The sequence below is a fragment of the Paenibacillus diazotrophicus genome, from assembly GCF_042610465.1.
This window is the reverse complement of the sequence record NZ_JBGJZN010000005.1, coordinates 307005-321904: the sequence shown is the minus strand read 5'-3', so window position 1 is coordinate 321904 and position 14900 is coordinate 307005. Positions and strand designations below refer to the sequence as shown.

The window sequence follows — 14900 nt, the reverse complement described above, 5'->3', positions numbered from 1 at the left end:
TTATTCCAAAGGCTGATCTGCTTGGTAAAGGTCTTTTTTATATAGTTTTGGCAAAGATAATGGTAATACAGGTATTTACTGGTTGTATTTACATCCAAATGAGGAGGAAGCAGCAATGGATTGGGGATTATTATTAGAATACGGATGGGTATTGCTTGTTCTCGTAGCACTGGAAGGGTTGCTCGCCGCAGATAACGCACTAGTACTGGCAATCATGGTTAAACATCTTCCTGATGAGGAACGCAAAAAAGCATTGTTCTATGGGTTAGCCGGGGCGTTTGTGTTCCGATTTGGATCGCTTTTCATCATCTCTTATCTGGTGGACATTTGGCAGGTACAAGCTATTGGAGCAATCTACTTGCTATTCATCGCAGGTAACCACATCTTCCGAAAAGTACTGTTCAAGAAGCCGGTTACCGAAGAGGCTGCCGAAAGCGGCAGTGAGAAAGCCGTAGAAAAGAAGAAGTCCAGCTTCTGGTTTACCGTTTTTAAAGTCGAAGTCGCAGATATCGCCTTTGCCGTTGACTCTATCCTGGCGGCTGTTGCCCTTGCTGTTGCGCTTCCGGCGAGCGGGATCCGAAATATCGGAGGCCTTGACGGTGGACAGTTCCTTGTCATCTTTGCCGGTGGATTCATCGGACTGGTCATTATGCGGTTTGCAGCCTCCTTCTTCGTCAAGCTGCTCCACTCCCGTCCCGGTCTTGAAGTTGCCGCATTCTTTATTGTCGGCTGGGTAGGTGTCAAACTGGCCGTCATCACTCTGGCCCATCCCTCGCTGGGTGTGCTGTCCGAAGACTTCGCCCACAGCACCTGGTGGAAGGCTACCTTCTATGTAGTGCTTGTAATCATTGCAGCCACCGGCTGGTTCATGAGCAGTCACACCATTGAAGAGAATGAAGGTGAGAATCCGGTTCGCGAAGTAGATAAGCAACTCGGTAAATAAACACCGGCCTTCATAGCCAAAAACATAAAAGCCTGTCTCCGCCATCAAGCGGGAACAGGCTTTTGCTGTATCTTTACTAGAAGAATCAGTACTGGCGAATATTCTTGCCGATGTTCTGGTCCACTCTGCCCTGCAATTCTACAAGCTTCATCACGACATTTGCAATGCCGGCTTTGGTTACATTTTGCTGCGGATTGAATTTGCCGTTGTCTCCCTCAAGTAGACCGAGCTTCACAGCCAGCGCCACCGCACCTTTGTCCTTGATCGAGGCACTGTCGCTGAAGCTGCTCACAGCGATGTCATTTTCCAGGAACGCAGCGAGCTTATTGTATTTCAAAAAGGAGGCCAGCAGCACGGCGAGCTGTTCGCGGCTCAGCTTATCGCCCGGCTGCAGCACTGTGTCCTTGCTGATCCAGCCGTAATTAACGGCAAAGCTTATGGCTTTATAATACTCATTGTCCGGGCTTACACCGGCTACGGCCTTCGGTTCTGTTCCATTCGAATATCCTGAATAGTATGGAGTTGAGGCTTTGGCGATGATGTTAAACCAATCTCCCACGGTGATTTCCTGATCCGGGTTTATTTTATTGTCTTCATCCGGGATAAGGACACCATACTTCACCAATTCGGTTAACGCTTTTTCCGCAGGATGGCCCTTGAGGTCCACCGGAGCAGACGGAACTATATTCTGGTTGTAATAGGTATTAACCTGCACCCATTTACCCGTCGTGGCATCGAGGACTGCCGTCTGATCTTGTTCGTTAACCGGCAGTGGACTATAGACAAGCTTCACCCGCGGTTCTACGAACACATTATTGCTGTACATTCCGCCTATACGGCTATATTGAAGCTTTACTACGTACCGGTCTTTATAGCTTTTCAGTGCCTCACTTTGGGATATTGCCGGGGCGGACTCCTTTATCGTTCCGAGATCACTACGGCTCATTGCGGTATAGCTTTCGAGTCTGCCGTACTTATCCATGACCAGCGAAATGCCTGAATCGCTTAGCGGGATGCCCTTATAATAACGGACAAATACAAACCGGAAGCCTTTGCCATCCGGAAGCACACTCCACGTCCCGCCATGTTCCTCCAGCTTGAGTACGCCGCTGGCCTGATCGTACAAACGGTTCACAAGTGTTATCGCCTGCTGCTTGGCTTCCGCCTGAGTCAGCTTCTTCCCCCCGGCTGGTGCAGGCTGCGGCTTCACATCCGTGCTGCCGGTAAATTGCTCCAGCTGGAATTGATAGCTCTGGCCGGTTGCCGCATCCACCTCAGCGTAAGTGGTAGCCGGAAATCCAGACATTGGTGCGCTGCGGTTCTCACGCCAGGAGAGTCTCCAGACCTTCTGCTTCGTATTCGGATAGACGTTACCCTGCATTTGGTCCTCAAGTTTGCGTCCTGCGGGAATCGGAATTCTCTGCTGAACAAGCTTGGCAGCTTCCGCTGCGGTAAGCTCTTTGCCGGTACTCAACGCCTGGAACCGGTCCTTTGTCTGAGGGACAGCCTCGTAGGTGAACGGCAAAGCGGAGACTTCCGTGCCTTCGATGTCAATCCTTTTACCGGTCTGGGCATCTATTGAATACAGCGACTGTTCCTGCGGACGCCAGCCCAGTATCCAGCGTTCTACAGCACCATCTTTGTAGACCGGAATATAGTAGAGGCCCAAGGCAAAGCTGTCCGTATAATTCTTCTGGGCGGATTCCAGAGAAACGGCAGGCTTGGCCGAAGGATACTCCAATCCGGGGAACGGTCTGTTAAATTGAATGATATTTCCATTTCCATCTGCAGTGATCCATAGGACATCCGAAGCGGTAGGCAGACCATTTTTGAGGAGCTTGAAGGAGAAGTTATATTGAACCGCTCCGAACAGGCTGCTCCCTGCAGTATTCGTAGCCTCATTATCATCGAGCTGAATATCACCTGCCCCCAGAGAAGGTGCAGCTTTGGCAATAAATTTCTGCACTTGACCCAGAGCCTCGGCACGCGTTAATTTGGGCGGATAATAAGCATCATCTTGCGTAAAAGGAACCGGCAGGTACGCATTAATCAAGTCACCTGTGATCGCATCGACTTGGCTGGAGAAACCAAAACTTGTATTGCCGAACTCCATATTCCATGAAATATTCCACATCATTTGATTGCCGCTGGTCGGGTAGGACCCGTCCCCTCCAAAACGGACATTCGATAGATTCGCCTCCTTCAGCACAGGAAACAGCTCTCTCACTTTCGCCACTGCCTGCTCCTGAGTGATCTTGGCTTTGGAAGAGTCCGGAGGGGAGGCCTGTCCTTGAGCGGCCGTAACCGCGGCCCCTGAAATGGTGGTATGGATTGAATCCGCTACGGCCAGTCCGCCGGACGATAACAGGGCAAGGGCCACTGTGGTGATCAGTACGGTTTTAGCTGTTTGTTGAATAAAGGGTGTGCTGTTTCTTCTGCCTGCAAGTCTATCCAAAAAATTCATCCTCCTCAATATGCTTCCATTATTCTACCTAAGTATAAAGAAAGGTGCATATTTTTTCCATATTTTATTTGCGACAGGAAATTACAGCGGATGCAGAAAAAGCCCCCAACTGTCTTTTCGACAGCGGAAGCCTGCATTGTATTCCCACGAATGACCTTCAGCGGATATTTATTTTGGCAGATGGACATAGAACTCTGAGCCTGAACCCAAAGTACTTGAGACTGTTACATACCCTCCATGGGCTTCGACAATTGCTTTTACAATCGCTAGCCCAATGCCTGCCCCACCGGTTCTACGGCTCCGTGATTTCTCTCCCCGGTAAAACCGCTCGAAAATATTCGGCAGCTCGTCCGCAGCGATTCCCGGTCCGGTATCGGCAACCATTACTATAACCTCAGAGGGCTTCTCCACCAAGCTGATGTCCACTTGCCCTTCTTTGGTAAACTTCAGCGCGTTATTCAACAAATTGACGAATACCTGCACCAGCCGCTCATAGTCCCCACTGACAAAGTGCTCTTCCTCCTCCTTCAGCGTCAAGACTACGTTATCCAGCTCCGGTCTGCCGGCAACGGATTGAATTGAATCCCTGAGCACCTCATTCAGACACAAGCGCTCATGCCGCAGCTGAAGCATCGGGTTCTCTGCAGCATTCAGCTTTTCCAAATCGTTAATAAGCTGTACCAGTCGCTGAATTTGTCCATGGCAGATCTGAAGCCTCTCAGGCGTGGCTTCCCACACTCCATCCTCAAAAGCCTCAATATAGCTCTGGACAGTGGTCAGGGGTGTGCGTAATTCATGGGCTACATCCGCCGTGAGATTCTTCCTGAGCTTTTCTTGCTGCTGCAGCGTATCTGCCAGATAATTAAGTGCCTGACCCACCTCATCAATTTCCGTCCGTCTACTGGCAGGCAGTATAACCCTCTCCGTCAAATTCCCTTCCCGCATCTTCACCGCAATCCCCTTGATCCGTACGAGCGGCCGGCTGAGGTCCTTCGCCATGTATCTGCTGTACAGATAGGCTCCACTCAGCACCAGCAGCATTGCTCCCCATGACAGACGATTGAACATCCGCAAAAAATCCCGGTTCTGCGTCTCTTCCGCTCCGCCATTCCCCTGAATTTCGAGTGTGCCTATATTTATTCCATTCTTCAGCACTGCATAACGGCTGGCAGCCTCATCCGAAGCAACCGCCGACATCCCCATATTCCCCGTATCCCAGACGAGTTCTCCGGCAGCATTATAGAGACGTATCAAATAATCCCGCTGCATGGCCTGATGCGACAACGACATCAACGTCTCCATACTCCAGGAATTTGAGGAGTCATAGGCCTGCTCCAGATCGGCAAGGAGGAAACCCGCCTCCGTACGCTGACGGCTCTCGACATACCTTCCGAAGGAGAAGCTCATGACCATATTGACCAGAAACATAATAACCAGCAGAGAACACAAGGCAACCCCCAAATGCGACAGCAGCAGTCTGGTCCGCAGTCCCCCTCTATTCATCCCGGTTCACCAAAAATTTATAGCCAACGCCGAATACTGTCCCGATATAACGGGGATGCCTGGGGTCATCACCGATTTTTTGCCGCAGATTCTTGATATGCACATCAATAGTCCGCTCAAAACCGTCGAAGTCATCACCCTGGACAAGATTTACCAGCTCGTAACGGCTGAATGCCCGCTTGGGGCTTCTTGTCAGGCACTCCAGCACCTTGAATTCAAGAGGAGTTACTGCAACTGGTACACCTTCTACTCTGACCTCGTGCCGTTCAGCATCAATGGAGAGACTGCCCCCGCCAAAGTTCGCCGCACTCCCCTGCTCCTGATTCTGGTGAGGATGTGCTCTCCTGAGCAGGCTGGTTATCCGGGCCAGCAGCTCACGTGGACTGAAGGGCTTCGTCATGTAGTCATCTGCACCTGTCAGCAGACCGTTCACCAGATCATCCTCACTGCTTTTCGCGGTAAGCATAAGAATGGGAGTACTTGAGGTGCTGCGGATGATGCGGCAAATCTCTTCACCAGATATATCCGGCAGCATAAGATCAAGAACCACCAGATCAGGCTTCACACGCTCAAAAAGCTGCAGCGCAGCGTGGCCGTCTCCGGCTTCATATACGATATAATCGCTCTTCTCCAGATAAGCCCTGATGACCTGAAGAATATCCGTCTCATCGTCCACAAGCAAAATGGTTGAAGTATTCATACACAAGCGTCCCTCCAATATTACGTGAAGCATATATATTCTTATAATTATACAAAGACGGACCCCGCCCTAACAGGCCGAAGGTCCATCTTTATCCTCATTACATTAGAAATTCATCATACCGCCGCGTCCGGATGCATTATTCATCATGCCGCCTGTATGGGTCCCCTGTCCGTTCCGGCAATTGTTCACCATCGCTTTGACTTGGCCGTCAGTCAGATCTGGATGCATCTGCTTGGCAAAAGGAAGCATGTTCTCAATCCAGCTTTGTCCGTTGTCAGTGCCAGCCGCATACACGCTCGTGCCGATTCCCATAAGCAATACCAATGCTATAATACCTAACCCGATTTTTTTCATTTTGTCTCCCTCCTTCTTATGTATTTAGCATAACCTATAGTTGTGAAGAACTTATTTGTTTTTTGGGACAGGCTGAATAATATTTGTGCCAAGCAAAAGACGGCTCATCTCTGAGCCGCCTTCCTTAACGCCGCCATTTCATAAACTTGTAATCCAGAACATCCACCAGCAGGAACAGCACAAAGCCGACCAGACTGAACAGCATAATCCCTGCGTACATCTCCGGGTAATCCAGCCGCAGCCAAGCATCCATGATAAAGAATCCCATGCCGTGCTCTGTTCCGTAAATTTCAGTGAAGAATAAGACGGAAATCGCAGTTCCGAGCGAAATCCGGATCGTAGAGAGAATGACTGACAAGGCACCCGGGAGCGTCACATTCCAGAATTTCTGCCCTGTGCTTGCTCCGATGCTGGACAAGACATCATAAGTGCTTTCGGGAATCGCCTTGACACCGTCACGAACGGAGATTATGACCTGGAACAGCAGGATCAGCATAATCATCAGCACTTTGGAGATTTCGCCAAGACCGAAGAACAGCATGACCACCGGCAGGAGCGCAATTTTGGGAATCGGATAAGTCAGGTATACTACCGGGTCCAGAAGCCGGTTCCATAGGGGGGAGCGGCCCATCAACAGACCCAGCAGCAGGCCGATCATCAGCGCCAGGAGCACCCCTTCGAATATACGCAGCAGGCTGTACCCGACATTCAGCGCCACATCCTTGGCTCCCAGGTGGAACATAGCTTCATAGACCGCGCCGGGGCTGGGCAGAATCGGGTGATTCATCAGCAGATAGGCCAAGTACCAAAGTATGTTCATGCACAAAAAGACAAATAACAGCCGCAGCAAGTGTGGAAGACGCCGTTTGTTCACCATTTCTCCAGCATTACCTTTCTGATCCGTTTGCTCTGCTCAAAGAATTCATTGCTGTCCCGTTTTTCTTCATGCTTCATGGCAAATACAGAGGTATTGTCGAGAATTTCAGGAATATCCTGCTTGGCAGACGGCATTATGATAACTTTCTGCCCGAGCAGAATGGCTTCCTCCACATCATGAGTAACAAACAGTGTAGTTGCCGGATGCGCCAGCCAGTTGTCCAGAAAAATCTGCTGCAGTGCTTCACGGGTAATGGCGTCCAGCGCGGAGAACGGTTCATCAAGCAGCAGAATGGCCGGCTGGATGGCAAACGCTCTGGCAATAGCTACCCGCTGCTGCTGTCCTCCGCTAAGAGAGAGCGGATACCGTCCAGCGAGTTCGGCAATCCCCATCGACTTCAGCCAATGGGAAATCTCCGCTTCCATGGTACCCTTGCTCCCGCCGTCTGGGCGTGTAATCCGCATAGCTACCTTAATGTTGTCGCGAACGGTTTTCCAGGGCAGTAGCCCATAATTCTGAGGGACAAGTCCGATTAGTGTTTCTTTGTCATGTACGGACTTTCCGTTGAACAGCAGCTCACCCTCATAGCCCGGAAGTAATCCTGCTACCGCGCGCAGCAGCGTCGATTTGCCGCTTCCGGATGGCCCAATAATCGTGAAGATTCCATGCTCAGGCAACGATAAATTCACTTGTCCGAGCGCCGGTTGTCCACTTGTATATTCCACATGAAGCTCCTTGATACAGAGTCCGCTATTTCTTAAACTGGACATCGGAGATCACTTCTTCAGCCGATATATTTCGGGTGAGCAGGCCTTTTTCCCGCGCCCAGGCAAATGCAGCTTCCACTTCCTTCACATCCACCTGGTTCGCCGGCTGATATTCCGGAACTTTAATCTGATCCTTCAAGGTATCCGGGTAACCGACCTCCTTGATAATCAGATCGATATAATCTGATTGGTCATGTGATTTCATATAGGCCACTGCTTCGTCATAGGCAGCGTACATATCCTGAATGGCTTGTCCCTTGGCATCAATCGCGCTTTGCGGAAAGGCCAGCACAAACGGATTCACGCCTGCGGTTTTGGTCGAACTTAACACGCGAAGACCCGCTGTTTTGCCCATAGTGACAAAAGGCTCCGGCAATACAGCCGCATCGGCTTTGTGATTCTTCAGCAGCTCCAGACGGGTTGGAATTTGCGGCACTTCGGTTACCGTAATATCCGCTTCAGTCAAACCTGCCTGCTTCAGCATAGTAGCCACCGTATACTCAGTTGAGGTGTTTTTGGATAAAATCACTGTCTTCCCCTTAAGATCCTTCACATCCTGAATCTCGTCATTACCGGTCAGCAGATCGAATTCACCCGTGGTGGTGCTCGTAATCTTCACATCGAGACCCGCTTCGTTATAAATCGAGATCGCTACCAGATCGGCACTGATGCCATCCACTTTACCGGCCTGAAAAGCCACATCACGATCCTTGGCGCTCTTGAAGGTCTGAATCTTGAGATTCACATTGTGCTCTTTGTCGAAGCCCTGTTCGTGGGCCATAATGAACGGAATCGCATCAATCGAAGGTAAAAGTCCCAGTGTAAGTTCAACCGCATCTCCAGAAGTATTTCCTGTATTAGCCGTGCCTGTATTGTTCGTATTGGAGCCGCAGCCCGCCGCCACCATACTAACCGCAGCGACCAGCATTAACAGCATCATCAGGTGTTTCCATTTCGTTCTCTTCATGTTTCTCGGGTAACCTCCATCTTCTTTTGTTGATTGGTTTCTGAGTTTCTCTTTCTTCTTCGGGTCCGTGCTGGCGATATAGGATCTGCAAATGCGAATTTATTCACATAAGGACCTGTAACAAGTGCGAGATGATATATACCCTGTCCGTTTTCTGAAAAAAACTCAAGTAAAGCAATTTTACACCCATTGCCCTATTTTGTATATTTATAAATTTAAATAATTTACCTATATTCTCTCCACTGCAAAAAGCCTACCCGCTTACATGTATTTTCCATAGTCCTTAATAGTCACTTTAACACGGCATTCCACTTCAATCTGGGGATAAACCTTTCTCCAATCGAGGTTTTTCCATTCCTTATAGGTAAGGCTATTTCTTACATATTGTCCGATACCAATGCTGTCCACATTGTTCCGCTGCAATTGCTTCACCATTTCTTGTCCCTTGTCCTTAATATAACTGGCGATATCCCCTTCTAACTCATGACGCTTCTGGCTTTGGGTAAGATCCTCATGGCCAGTATATTCAAGCACAGAACCCTGAAGGGATGCATAGATAGTCACCTTGAAGTTATTATCTCCACTATGCTGCACCTTCAATTGGTGTTTGTTCAGGATAGAGCTGAACATCACCATCACTTTTCTGCCTTGCCTTTCACCTAAATTCAGCGACAGCTCACCTTGTTTGATATTCCCCCGGAGAAGTGCAAAAAATATCCCGTCTCTAGCTGGAACCTCCATAACGTAGCGGTCATCCTGAAAAAAAGCAATCCCCGAAATGACAGCCTTATCGCCTTCATCCTTCACGATCGGCGCAACTGGATCGATTCCGTCGTCGTGATAATCCCGGGTGAACTCATATAATGTAACCGGTGGTATGCTGTTGGAAGAGCTCTCTTTCTCCAGCAAATGATTCAGATATCGGCCTGTGTCCTTATTGGGCTTAAATGTTTTGGATAGTAATTCACCGGCATCGCCATCCACTACACTCACTTTGACTCCAAGCGCAATCGACGGATCACGCAGAAGTGTATCGATATGGTCGGCGAGCCCCGACTTTGCCAGACTTAATCCGAACAGAACACTTCTGACCTGCCCACTGACCAGCCGGAGATCAATCTGTCTGGATAAAAGAATTCTCGCTTCTTTCAGACTGTCCGTTACCGCCGTCAGCAGTTGTCTGCGTTCTGTGGATTCCGAATCAATAACGGGAAGACAGTAGGTCACCTTCAGTTGATCATTCTTCGCTTGGTCATAGCTTGCGCTTTGCACCAGTCCCAGCTTTTCAAGGATTCTTTCATCACTTTTGCAGCCGGTCAAGAGCAGCAACATCACAAGAGCAGACAACAGTTTATACATGGGACACCCTCCTTTTCTGAAGGATCAGTAGTGCAATTAACACTATAGGCAGACCAAAAGCGATCGCAGTTGTAGCGAATCCCAGATTGGTGATCCAGACATTCACCTGATCCAGGGTCTTTGGAACAAAAGAGATGCTGTAGGAGATTACGATCACCAGAAAACCCAGTACCGGAATCTTCAACCTGGGAACCATTCTTCTCAAGGCCTCCATGGCTCCCCACCAATACATAACGACTGTAATCAGAACCAGAAAGAGGAAGAATCCGTAGAGCAAATTCTCCAGACGCTCGATAAATGGAAACTGGATATAGGCCAACAAATCGATTAGTGGAAACAGCAATTTTTTCAACTGCCCAAAGCTAAAAAAGCCAAAACAGATCAGGGCCAGGCTGATATAGATCAGAGATAGATACGCATTTCCCACATAGATGGCAACCAGCGACTTTTTACTTTTTTCCATATAAGGGAACAATAGAATTGATAGTTCGTAGCCCAGATATGCCGAATACATCTCCATTGCTCCTTTGATCTGATCATGACCCCCCTGTAAAATAAAGGGTGTGAATCGCACCCAACTGAAGGACGGGATAAACCACAGCAGGAGAAAATACATCCAGAATGTCATCCAGAAGAACAGGGTAGCTGCTTTGGATATCGTATATATCCCTTTAATGAGCAGTAGGAAAAGAAGGATGTCCACTGCCAGCTTGAATAGCATAGGACTCGTCGTCGGGAAAGCAATCATTTGAAATAAAAGCACATATTTTTTACCGATCATGCAGCCGAATATCAACCAGACAGAAGCGAGCCCAAGATAGGCAGGGTACAACAAAGCCTTGGGAATGGATCGTTCCAGAATTTCAAATATCGATCGTCCCCCACCTAACTTGTGAACCAATGTGATCAAATAGATATTAAAAGTGGTCAGCATCAGACCCGGCAGCAGCACAAGCCAACCGTTGGTGCCGAAGTAGTCTGCCAGCTGGCGCGGCAAGGTAAAGATGACAATTCCGATTTGGCTCATATACACCAGGATGGCTACATGAAAAGGGCTAAGCTTCTCCATAATTCATTCCCTTTCTGACTTCTACTTCCTTTTGATTTGCCTGATAGGATTAGGTGTTTTCGTCTGTGAGGGCCGGCGGTTTAACAACGAGAAGGGTGCACGGATAAAGACATCCTTCCAATCCCCCAGATTCATCGGCGCAACCGGAGCTATATAAGAGGAACCCAGACTGGTCAGACTGGATAAATGAATCACTATCAGAGCAATACCCATGGCTAACCCCATATTCCCCCAAATACCGGTCATTATAATAATCCCAAAGCGGACCAGCCGGATGGAGGCGCTCATCATATAGCTGGGAATCACAAAGGAGGCGATGGCGGAAGAAGCCACTGCAATAATCAGGACATTACTGGTCAGGCCCGCCTGAACCGCTGCTTGTCCGATGACAATCCCCCCTACGATCCCGATAGTCTGGCCGATCTTGGTAGGAAGACGGGCTCCCGCTTCACGCAGCAATTCAATCATGGTTTCCATAAGCAGCGCCTCATAAACTGGTGGAAAAGGCACTCTGTTTCTCGACTCCGCCAGTGTGCGGAGCAGCGCTTCAGGGATCATTTCGTAATGAAAAGTTGTCACAGACACATACATTGCTGTGAACGTAATGGTAATCAGCAAGGCGAGAAATCTTAACAATCGGAGGGCCGTTCCCAGTGCCCAACGCTGATAATAGTCATCAGGTGATGAGAAGAATTCAAAAAAAGCGGACGGAGCGGATATCACAGTCGGACTATTATCAATCAATGTAATAATCCGGCCGGCTACCAGTTTGGATACAGCCACATCAGGCCTTTCTGTAAGCAAAAATTGCGGGAACACCGAATTCGGCTTATCCTCCAGATGCTGGGTCAGCATCCCGCCATCATTAATGGCATCAGTCTGAATCCGCTTAATCCTCTGCTCCAGTTCCTCGACATATTTCATATTAGCAATATTTTTTATGTAAAGAATATACACACTGGTCTTTGAGACCTCTCCGACAGAATGTTCAATAACTTTCAGATGCGAGCTCTTAATTCTTTGACGTATTAGCGAGATATTGATGATCGCAGATTCCACAAAAGCGTCGTGGGGACCGGCTATAATCGTCTCGGTCTCAGATTGCTGTACCCCACGTGTTTCCGGGCCATAGGCATGGATGATATAAACATATTCATTGTGAAAAATAGCGACATTGCCTTCCAGTATGCCTATAACCACTGTTTTGGAATCAGTAACCCGTATAAATTGGGATTGCTGCAATAACTGCTTAACCTCATTAAGCTGAATATGAGCAAATCGCTCCAGAATTTCATCCTTTAACAATTTGTGATCTACAAGGGTGGGGAAATAAACAATTTCGGTTCGTATTTCCGGAAAGGACCGCTGGATGAGATCCGCACATTGGTCAAATTCCTCTAGAATATGCTGCAGCGTAAGATCATTCTGCGAGTTGAAATTCATAAGGTTAACCACGCCTTCGCCATAAGATTGTGATAGTATCCCCACAATTCCCAGGGATATTTGCAGACCTGCCGGTTAGACAGCAAAAAAGCCCTCTCTCACCCCGAAGGATGCAAGAAGGCTTCAATCTGTTCCACTTACTACATCGTTACCCCGGTAACACTCGTTCCGTTCTTCGTAATTTTGTAGCTTATGATCTCCCCATTCCAAAAATGGAACTTCAGAATCACATCGCCGTCGTTGACTTCATTAAAGAAGTCCGGCAGCAGGCTGATTTCATTCGTGGTGTAGGAAGGAGTGAATGCAGAAGCAAATTCCTTATACGGTGTCCAGTTTTGCGGACCGGCATTACCGCCTGTGGAATACACCGCTTCCATCGTAGCCAGGGTGGTCCCGTTAAATGCTGTAGGAATTTTAAATGAACTGGTAGTCCCTTGAACATTGCTTAGCAACGGCGTGTTATAAAGAATGACGTTAAAGTTCCAGTCTACGCCTTTGTTGAAGCGTGCAGTCAAAACTGCATTTACACCGAGCTTGCCGGAAGAAGTAAGACTCGCGAGCCGGGCAGCCTTGAAGGTCAGCTGGTCGCCGCTTAGAGTATAATCGGTTCCTTTGACCAGTTGCTTACTTCCGTAAAAGATGTTGGTCAGCTTATTTCCATTCAGGTTCAGCTTAACAGTCACATCTTTGGCAGCTTCGCCTTTTTTCAAATGAATAAGATCGCTTTCAGCAGAAGACGAACGTCCGCTCCAGCTGGCTTTCATCAACTTGTAAAGCTGGGGATCTGACCACTGATAGGTCGTACGGCCAAAGTGCTGGCCATTATCCCAGAGCATCGGCGTAATTTGTTTGGACTTCAGATAGTAAGCCAGATATTCGAAAAATTTCAATTTCTCGCCTTGTTCTATCACACCTGTGTTCTTGTCAAAGCCAAGCAGGCCGTATTCGCCTACGATAACCGGAATCCCTTTGGCAGTAAAGGTATTGTATACATTAGTGAAGGTAGTATCGATGTCGTTCTGGGTATCTGTATCAAATTTGGTATAGCCAGCAATGTTGACACTAAACGGCCAGAACCCATAGTAATGCACCGTCGCGATCAGGTTGGAGTCATTCAGCTTAGTGATCATGTTATAAAGTGAATCCATGCGGGGCTGTGTTGGAGACGCTCCCAAAGAAGGGAGCACGAGCGGACGTGTAGCATTCATTCCACCGGAGTTTCTGACAATACTGTGGAAGGATACATTCAGCTCGTCCAGCATCTGGAGCGCTTTATTCTCATCGGTAGTGCCCCCATCGGTGAAGCGGGGCTCATTGACACTCTCAAACATCAGCTTGCTGGAGTGGTTCTTGAACTTATTCGCGATTTGAGTCCATACCGCATTGTAGCGGGCCAGCACCTGATCATGCTGCTGCTCCATCTTACTGATCCATAGCCAGGAGTCATGATGGAGGTTGATCATGACATACAGTTTTTCACCAATTGCCCAGTCAACGACCTGCTGAACCCGGGCCAGATAAGCCGGATCAATCGCATAGTCCGGAGCGGCTCCAATATGAGTATCCCAGGTTACTGGAATACGGATGCTCTTGTAACCCTGCGCGGCAATCTTCTTGATAAGTTCCTTAGTGACCGCAGGATTGCCCCAAGAAGTTTCGTCAGCCCCCGTTGCATCCAGCGTATTCCCCAGGTTCCAGCCCGGCTGCATCGCATTTACATAGGATTGCATACTTGCGGCTGCTGCTTTGGCCTTCGGCGCCTTTTCCGATGAAGCAGCGGATACTGCAGGTGTAACCATAGCTAGCAATAGAACAGCGATGAATGCAAGTGACAGGAATGATTTCTTTTTAGCCATAAAAAGTTGTTTCCTCCCTCATTCTTATTTGCAAGCGCTTACGAAAATCAATATAGCATCTTTGGCAAATGGAAAATATCCCAATAATTAGTGCAAAAACCAGTCAAAATTAGAGGTTCCTATTATCCGTTTTTTTTGATAGATGAACTGCTGCAGCCACTTTTAGCGCACGATTCAGGTAGAATTCACATTGTCTCCACTGAGAGGACATTTATCTCCCGAAGGGATACAAAACCCTTTATGTACGCAAATAGTTCACATATTTTTGTCTTTTTCACGTGGACACATCTTTCAATTTCGTTTTTTCGTGTTATAATGAAAGCGTAACCAAAAGGAGCTTTGAACCTTAGATTTCATAGCCCAAGGAGGATGGAAGAAATGCTGGCAGGACTTAAAGAGCTTAAGAATTGGGTATCGGGAATGTGGCAGCCATGGATGGCCTCGGAAGAAGAAGACTACTGGAAAATCGAATATTCGGCAGAACGTCATTTGCATACGCCACCATCGCCACGCCCGCTTTCGTACCATGAAGAGGCACGGATCAAATCGGTGAAATACCACTAACTTCAACTAACTAACCACCAATGACATAAAT

General features: G+C 48.3%; 13 protein-coding genes. 2 read left to right on the top strand and 11 right to left on the bottom strand.

Annotated features, from left to right (window positions below; genetic code table 11):
• Positions 1-115 precede the first annotated feature (115 nt).
• Positions 116-943 (top strand): TerC family protein, encoded by an 828-nt coding sequence (locus tag ACAN54_RS20440; RefSeq protein WP_379159576.1) that lies wholly within the window; start codon positions 116-118, stop codon positions 941-943.
• 85 nt (positions 944-1028) lie between these two features.
• Here ACAN54_RS20440 and ACAN54_RS20435 read toward each other — a convergent pair whose 3' ends face one another.
• From ACAN54_RS20435 to ACAN54_RS20385, 11 genes are all read right to left on the bottom strand, one after another.
• Positions 1029-3398: an S-layer homology domain-containing protein gene (locus ACAN54_RS20435; RefSeq protein WP_379159573.1), complete on the bottom strand. Its 2370-nt coding sequence runs from the start codon at positions 3396-3398 to the stop codon at positions 1029-1031.
• Positions 3399-3575: 177 nt separating this feature from the next.
• Positions 3576-4910 (bottom strand): sensor histidine kinase, encoded by a 1335-nt coding sequence (locus tag ACAN54_RS20430; RefSeq protein WP_379159570.1) that lies wholly within the window; start codon positions 4908-4910, stop codon positions 3576-3578.
• Positions 4903-5610, bottom strand: a complete 708-nt coding sequence (locus ACAN54_RS20425; RefSeq protein ID WP_379159567.1) for a response regulator transcription factor — start codon at positions 5608-5610, stop codon at positions 4903-4905. The genes ACAN54_RS20430 and ACAN54_RS20425 overlap by 8 nt, the downstream gene beginning before the upstream one ends.
• A gap of 105 nt (positions 5611-5715) precedes the next feature.
• Positions 5716-5967, bottom strand: a complete 252-nt coding sequence (locus tag ACAN54_RS20420; RefSeq protein ID WP_379159564.1) for an FAD/FMN-containing dehydrogenase — start codon at positions 5965-5967, stop codon at positions 5716-5718.
• A gap of 124 nt (positions 5968-6091) precedes the next feature.
• A complete protein-coding gene (locus ACAN54_RS20415) occupies positions 6092-6787 on the bottom strand; it encodes an ABC transporter permease (RefSeq protein ID WP_379159561.1) in 696 nt (231 codons plus the stop codon).
• 50 nt (positions 6788-6837) lie between these two features.
• Positions 6838-7614, bottom strand: coding sequence for an ABC transporter ATP-binding protein (locus tag ACAN54_RS20410; protein ID WP_379159558.1), 777 nt, complete (start codon positions 7612-7614; stop codon positions 6838-6840).
• Positions 7595-8578 (bottom strand): ABC transporter substrate-binding protein, encoded by a 984-nt coding sequence (locus ACAN54_RS20405; protein WP_379159555.1) that lies wholly within the window; start codon positions 8576-8578, stop codon positions 7595-7597. Before ACAN54_RS20405 ends, ACAN54_RS20410 begins: the two co-directional genes overlap by 20 nt.
• A 261-nt stretch (positions 8579-8839) precedes the next feature.
• Positions 8840-9937 carry a Ger(x)C family spore germination protein gene (locus ACAN54_RS20400; RefSeq protein ID WP_379159552.1) on the bottom strand — a complete coding sequence of 366 codons (1098 nt, stop codon included), beginning with the start codon at positions 9935-9937 and terminating at the stop codon, positions 8840-8842.
• Positions 9930-11006: a GerAB/ArcD/ProY family transporter gene (locus ACAN54_RS20395; RefSeq protein ID WP_379159549.1), complete on the bottom strand. Its 1077-nt coding sequence runs from the start codon at positions 11004-11006 to the stop codon at positions 9930-9932. The genes ACAN54_RS20400 and ACAN54_RS20395 overlap by 8 nt, the downstream gene beginning before the upstream one ends.
• Positions 11007-11027: 21 nt before the next feature.
• Positions 11028-12449, bottom strand: a complete 1422-nt coding sequence (locus ACAN54_RS20390) for a spore germination protein (protein WP_379159546.1) — start codon at positions 12447-12449, stop codon at positions 11028-11030.
• Between the two features lie 140 nt (positions 12450-12589).
• Positions 12590-14305 carry a cellulase family glycosylhydrolase gene (locus ACAN54_RS20385; RefSeq protein ID WP_379159543.1) on the bottom strand — a complete coding sequence of 572 codons (1716 nt, stop codon included), beginning with the start codon at positions 14303-14305 and terminating at the stop codon, positions 12590-12592.
• 378 nt (positions 14306-14683) lie between these two features.
• Here ACAN54_RS20385 and ACAN54_RS20380 point away from each other — a divergent pair, with 378 nt between their 5' ends.
• Positions 14684-14869 (top strand): hypothetical protein, encoded by a 186-nt coding sequence (locus ACAN54_RS20380; protein ID WP_379159540.1) that lies wholly within the window; start codon positions 14684-14686, stop codon positions 14867-14869.
• Positions 14870-14900 lie beyond the last annotated feature (31 nt).

Excerpts from the sequence above, each read along its gene's own strand:
- ACAN54_RS20440 (WP_379159576.1), top strand. The coding sequence starts at position 116 with ATGGATTGGGGATTATTATTAGAATACGGATGGGTATTGCTTGTTCTC.
- ACAN54_RS20430 (WP_379159570.1), bottom strand. The coding sequence starts at position 4,910 with ATGAATAGAGGGGGACTGCGGACCAGACTGCTGCTGTCGCATTTGGGG.
- ACAN54_RS20425 (WP_379159567.1), bottom strand. The coding sequence starts at position 5,610 with ATGAATACTTCAACCATTTTGCTTGTGGACGATGAGACGGATATTCTT.
- ACAN54_RS20420 (WP_379159564.1), bottom strand. The coding sequence starts at position 5,967 with ATGAAAAAAATCGGGTTAGGTATTATAGCATTGGTATTGCTTATGGGA.
- ACAN54_RS20415 (WP_379159561.1), bottom strand. The coding sequence starts at position 6,787 with ATGAACATACTTTGGTACTTGGCCTATCTGCTGATGAATCACCCGATT.
- ACAN54_RS20410 (WP_379159558.1), bottom strand. The coding sequence starts at position 7,614 with ATGTCCAGTTTAAGAAATAGCGGACTCTGTATCAAGGAGCTTCATGTG.
- ACAN54_RS20405 (WP_379159555.1), bottom strand. The coding sequence starts at position 8,578 with ATGAAGAGAACGAAATGGAAACACCTGATGATGCTGTTAATGCTGGTC.
- ACAN54_RS20400 (WP_379159552.1), bottom strand. The coding sequence starts at position 9,937 with ATGTATAAACTGTTGTCTGCTCTTGTGATGTTGCTGCTCTTGACCGGC.
- ACAN54_RS20395 (WP_379159549.1), bottom strand. The coding sequence starts at position 11,006 with ATGGAGAAGCTTAGCCCTTTTCATGTAGCCATCCTGGTGTATATGAGC.
- ACAN54_RS20390 (WP_379159546.1), bottom strand. The coding sequence starts at position 12,449 with ATGAATTTCAACTCGCAGAATGATCTTACGCTGCAGCATATTCTAGAG.
- ACAN54_RS20385 (WP_379159543.1), bottom strand. The coding sequence starts at position 14,305 with ATGGCTAAAAAGAAATCATTCCTGTCACTTGCATTCATCGCTGTTCTA.
- ACAN54_RS20380 (WP_379159540.1), top strand. The coding sequence starts at position 14,684 with ATGCTGGCAGGACTTAAAGAGCTTAAGAATTGGGTATCGGGAATGTGG.